Below are 4,181 nucleotides of genomic sequence, written 5' to 3'. Positions count from 1 at the left end.
CGATAACCGCGACGGGGACATCCTCGCGCTTCATCAGCTCGTAGACGCCGGCGCGCAGAATGGCGCGCAGCGTCGAATCGAGCCGCGACAGCGGCCAGTCCTCGGTCAGCGCCTGGCGGATGATCGGATCGATGGTCTTCTGGTTCTCGACGACACCCGCCAGGATGGCGCGAAACCATTGCGCATCGGCCTCTCGGTAGAGCGCGCCGTCGACTTCCTTGCCGAGACGAAACGCCTCGTATTCGGCGGTGATCTCGAAGACGCCGCTGCCGGCGACATCCATCTGGTAGAGCGCCTGCACGGCGGCCAGACGGGCAGCGCCGCGCTTGTTGGCGTGGCGCACTGCCGGCTGGCCGGGCGAAGCGGGTTCGCTCACGATCGCGCTCCCAGTTGTTCCTTGAGGGCGATCATGGTCAGCGCCGCACGCGCGGCAAAGCCGCCCTTGTCGCCTTCCGAGCGCTTGGCGCGAGTCCATGCCTGCGCGTCATTCTCGGTGGTCAGGATGCCGTTACCGATGCAGACCGAGTCCTGCACGCTCAGGTCCATTAGCGCCCGGCTGGATTCATTGGCGACAATGTCGAAATGATAGGTGTCGCCGCGGATGATGGTGCCGAGCGCGACAAATCCGTCATAGTCTGTCCCGCCTTCCGTCGCGCCGTCCAGTGCAAAGGTGATCACCGCGGGAATCTCGAGCGAACCTGGAACGGTGACGACGTCGTAAGTCGCGCCCGCTTCATCGAGCGCGCTTGTCGCGCCTTCGAGCAGCGTGTCGGCAAGGTCGTCGTGAAAGCGCGCTTCGACAATGAGCAGATGCGCCTTCGTCTTCGGACGAATGAAGGCTTTGCCGTGTTGGGATGTGCCAGCCATAAAAGTCTCCGGGGATCGCCGGTGACTTAGGCCGAAGCCGGGTTGACCGCAAGCGAAGATGTTGCGCGCGCCCGGTTTGCCAACCTATTCAGGTTCACCAACCTCGTTTTTGAGATGGCTGTCGAGGTTATCAACCCAGGTCTGTACGGTCTGATGATCGATCACACGACCGGCGTCCACATCGGCCAGCGCTTCGAGTGTCAGGCGCCGGAGTTCTTCTTCTTGTTCAGCCGAGATCCGTCTATTCTTGACCATCAAAGCCCCTCTTTCTCTGCCTCCACGAGACGCGCCGCGTAGCGGGCCATGGTGTCGATCTCGAGATTGACGCGGTCGCCGACCTTGCGCTCGCCCCAGGTGGTCACGGTCAGCGAATGGTGGATCAGCAGCACGTCGAAACGCGTGGCTTCGACCTTGTTGACGGTGAGCGAGGTGCCGTCGAGTGCGACCGAGCCTTTTGGCGCAATGAACTTCGCCAGCTCGCGCGGTGCTTCGAGAGTAAAACGCACCGCGTCGCCCTCATCCTTGCGCTCGACGATCTCCGCCATACCGTCGACATGACCCGAAACGATGTGGCCGCCGAGTTCGTCGCCGATCTTCAGCGCCCGCTCCAGATTGATCCGCGTGCCTGACTTCCAGCCCATCGCCGTCGTCAGCCTGAGCGCCTCTTCCCAGGCCTCGACCTCGAACCAGCGTGCATTCGAGCCGTTGTCGGGCAAGGCCGTCACTGTCAGGCAAACGCCGCCACAGGAGATCGAGGCGCCGATGGCGATGGTCTGTGGGTCATAGGCGGTGTCGATGCGCAAACCCACCCCTTCCCTGAGCGGCTTGACGGAAGCGACAGTGCCGACATCGGTGACAATTCCGGTAAACATCGGTGTTGATCCTAAAGGTCTCTTATCCACTCGGCGTAGCTGTCTTCGCCAAAGCGCATGTCGCGCAATTTGCGAAATCCTGCCGGGATATGGTCAGCGTCGATCGGCGATGCAATGCCACCATTGCCAATCGCCTCCGGCCCCTCGAACAGCACGATACGGTCGACCAGCCCATCAGCCAGGAAAGCGCTCGCCACCTTGGCGCCGCCCTCGACCAGCACGCTTGCCATGCCAAGCGCTGCCAGATCCTCGAGCAGTTCCGGCAGCGCGACGCCGCCCTCATGCGTTTCAGTGCCGATGAAGCGCACACCGGCGCGTTCGAGTGCTGCCCGCCGCAACGGATCGGCCTCAAGGCAAGCGGCGACATAGAGTGGCACCCGGTCTACGCCCGAAACCAGTTTCGAGGCCTCCGGCAACCTGATCTGGCGGTCGAGCACGATGCGCGCCGGCGAACGGTTCTCCAGCCCCGGCAAGCGCACCGTCAGGGCCGGATCATCCTCAAGGGCCGTGCCGATACCAATCAGTATGCCGTCCGCCTCGGCCCGCATCAGATACACTTCGCGGCGCGCAATATCGCCGGTGATCGACACCTGCCCACCGCCTTCCCTGCCGATCTTGCCGTCGCTGGAAAGCGCAAGCTTGAGAATCACTTCGGGGCGTTTTCTCAGCGATCGAATCAAATAGCCGGCCATCTGCTCGGCGGCTTCCGCCGCCAGCACCTTCTCGACCACCTCGACACCGGCGGCACGCAGGATCGCGTAGCCCTTGCCGGACACGCGCGAATCGGGATCGCTGGCCGCACCGACGACGCACGCGACGCCGGCATTGACCAGCGCATTGGCGCAAGGCGGCGTGCGGCCGTGATGGGCGCAAGGTTCGAGAGTGACGTAAGCGGTGGCGCCGCGCGCGAGCTCGCCGGCCTCGGACAGGGCCTCGGTCTCGGCATGCGGGCGACCGCCGACAGCGGTGACGCCGGTGCCGACGATCATCGGACCGTTGCCGTCATCGCGCACGATCAGCGTGCCGACAGACGGGTTGGTCGCGGTGCGCCCGGCATTTTTTCGCGACAGTCTGAGTGCCGCCGCCATGAAGCGGCGATCAAGGGCGGCCTGTTCGCTTGCAGTCATGCTCAGCTGGCTTCCTCTTCACCCTTGATTTCGTCCCCCTTGAGCTCGCCCAGCAATTCATGGAAATCCTTGGCCTCGCGAAAATTGCGGTAGACCGAGGCGAAGCGCACATAGGCGACATCGTCGAGCGATTTCAGCGCTTCCATGACCAGCCGGCCGACTTCTTCTGAAGCAACCTCCGTCTCGCCGGAACTTTCGAGCTGGCGCACGATGCCGGTCACCGCGCGATCGATGCGCTCGGGATCGACATTGCGCTTGCGAACGGCGATCTCCACCGAGCGCAGCAGCTTGTCGCGGTCGAACGGCACTTTGCGGCCCGATTTCTTGACCACCACGAGGTCGCGCAACTGCACGCGCTCGAAAGTGGTGAAGCGGCCGCCGCAATCGGGGCAGACGCGCCGCCTGCGGATCGCCGCGCCATCCTCGGCGGGGCGCGAATCCTTCACCTGCGTATCTTCTGACTGGCAATAGGGACAGCGCATGGAGAAGCCTTTGGTTGGCGAATCTGGTGAAGCGAAAGGCTTAGAGGTTTTTGCAACGATGGCAAAGTATCGCCAACAGCCCCTCGCCCCTCAGAGATAGCGAGGCGCAACGAAAATTGCGAGAGCCCCAACCAACCATACGGCGATACCGCCAAGCCAACAGGCTCCGAGGAAGGCGAGATAGGCTGGGATGGTCTTCACCCCGGCCAGGCAGGCCTCGCGAAAGCCGGCGGGATTGCCCTTGGCACCGACCGCAAAGGTCGGCGCCAGTGGCAGTATGCCGGGCACGCTTCGATGCCCATACGATCAGAGCTGTGACCAGCCCGCCGACCAGGCAATTCCAGACGATCTCCATCAAACGACCCCTCGTGGTGAGATCTGTTCGATCGCCTCAGGGGGCGACGTCGGCGGTCGGAAACCCGCACGATGCGCCGAGACTGCGATAGGCCTTGGTGAAGCCGTCCATGGATATGCTTCCAACCGGCGCATCGCCGAAAGAGACGTCAAGCGCCGATGCCCGGCGCATGACGCGCAAGAGCGCCAGGCTGGTCTTGGCCTGATTGTCCACGGTCCAGCTGAGCCGGCCGTTGACCGCGCCATCGGAATGGAGCTTGGCAGTGACGCGGCCCTTGTCGTCGCCGAAAGTGGCAGCGACGGACTTGCCGGCCGGCAGATCCTTGTTGTCAACAGCGATGGTTATGGACGGGTAGGCATCCGGCGGCAGGGCATCGCCGTTCGTGATGACGAGCGTCAGGGTACCAGGCACGCCACCGGCGCCGATAAAGGCGGTCGAGGCCGCGCAGGTCTTGCGCAGATCCTCACCGGTGTCGACC

Annotated in this window: 8 protein-coding genes; all 8 read right to left on the bottom strand. The window is 63.7% G+C overall.

The window, feature by feature from the left end; genetic code table 11:
• The coding region (gene nusB / locus EN935_RS24895) for a transcription antitermination factor NusB (RefSeq protein WP_127373704.1) at positions 1-376 on the bottom strand (376 nt) is incomplete at its 3' end.
• A complete protein-coding gene (ribH, locus tag EN935_RS24890) occupies positions 373-867 on the bottom strand; it encodes a 6,7-dimethyl-8-ribityllumazine synthase (protein WP_127265877.1) in 495 nt (164 codons plus the stop codon). The genes nusB and ribH, both read right to left, overlap by 4 nt.
• A gap of 84 nt (positions 868-951) precedes the next feature.
• Positions 952-1,122, bottom strand: a complete 171-nt coding sequence (locus tag EN935_RS42935) for a hypothetical protein (RefSeq protein WP_348629912.1) — start codon at positions 1,120-1,122, stop codon at positions 952-954.
• Positions 1,122-1,739, bottom strand: coding sequence for a riboflavin synthase (locus EN935_RS24880; RefSeq protein WP_127265874.1), 618 nt, complete (start codon positions 1,737-1,739; stop codon positions 1,122-1,124). Before EN935_RS24880 ends, EN935_RS42935 begins: the two co-directional genes overlap by 1 nt.
• An 11-nt stretch (positions 1,740-1,750) precedes the next feature.
• Positions 1,751-2,866: a bifunctional diaminohydroxyphosphoribosylaminopyrimidine deaminase/5-amino-6-(5-phosphoribosylamino)uracil reductase RibD gene (ribD, locus tag EN935_RS24875; RefSeq protein WP_127265872.1), complete on the bottom strand. Its 1,116-nt coding sequence runs from the start codon at positions 2,864-2,866 to the stop codon at positions 1,751-1,753.
• 2 nt (positions 2,867-2,868) lie between these two features.
• Positions 2,869-3,348, bottom strand: coding sequence for a transcriptional regulator NrdR (nrdR, locus tag EN935_RS24870; RefSeq protein ID WP_127265870.1), 480 nt, complete (start codon positions 3,346-3,348; stop codon positions 2,869-2,871).
• A gap of 90 nt (positions 3,349-3,438) precedes the next feature.
• The gene (locus tag EN935_RS24865; RefSeq protein WP_245469032.1) at positions 3,439-3,636 is read right to left on the bottom strand and encodes a hypothetical protein; all 198 of its coding nucleotides are present in this window, start codon (positions 3,634-3,636) and stop codon (positions 3,439-3,441) included.
• 103 nt (positions 3,637-3,739) lie between these two features.
• On the bottom strand, positions 3,740-4,181 hold a 442-nt coding region (locus EN935_RS24860), incomplete at its 5' end, for a hypothetical protein (RefSeq protein WP_127373703.1).

This window comes from Mesorhizobium sp. M7D.F.Ca.US.004.03.1.1 (genome assembly GCF_003998635.1).
GTDB classification, from domain to species: domain Bacteria; phylum Pseudomonadota; class Alphaproteobacteria; order Rhizobiales; family Rhizobiaceae; genus Mesorhizobium; species Mesorhizobium loti.
Note: the sequence above shows the minus strand (reverse complement) of the source record. Positions and strands in the feature narration are given on the sequence as shown.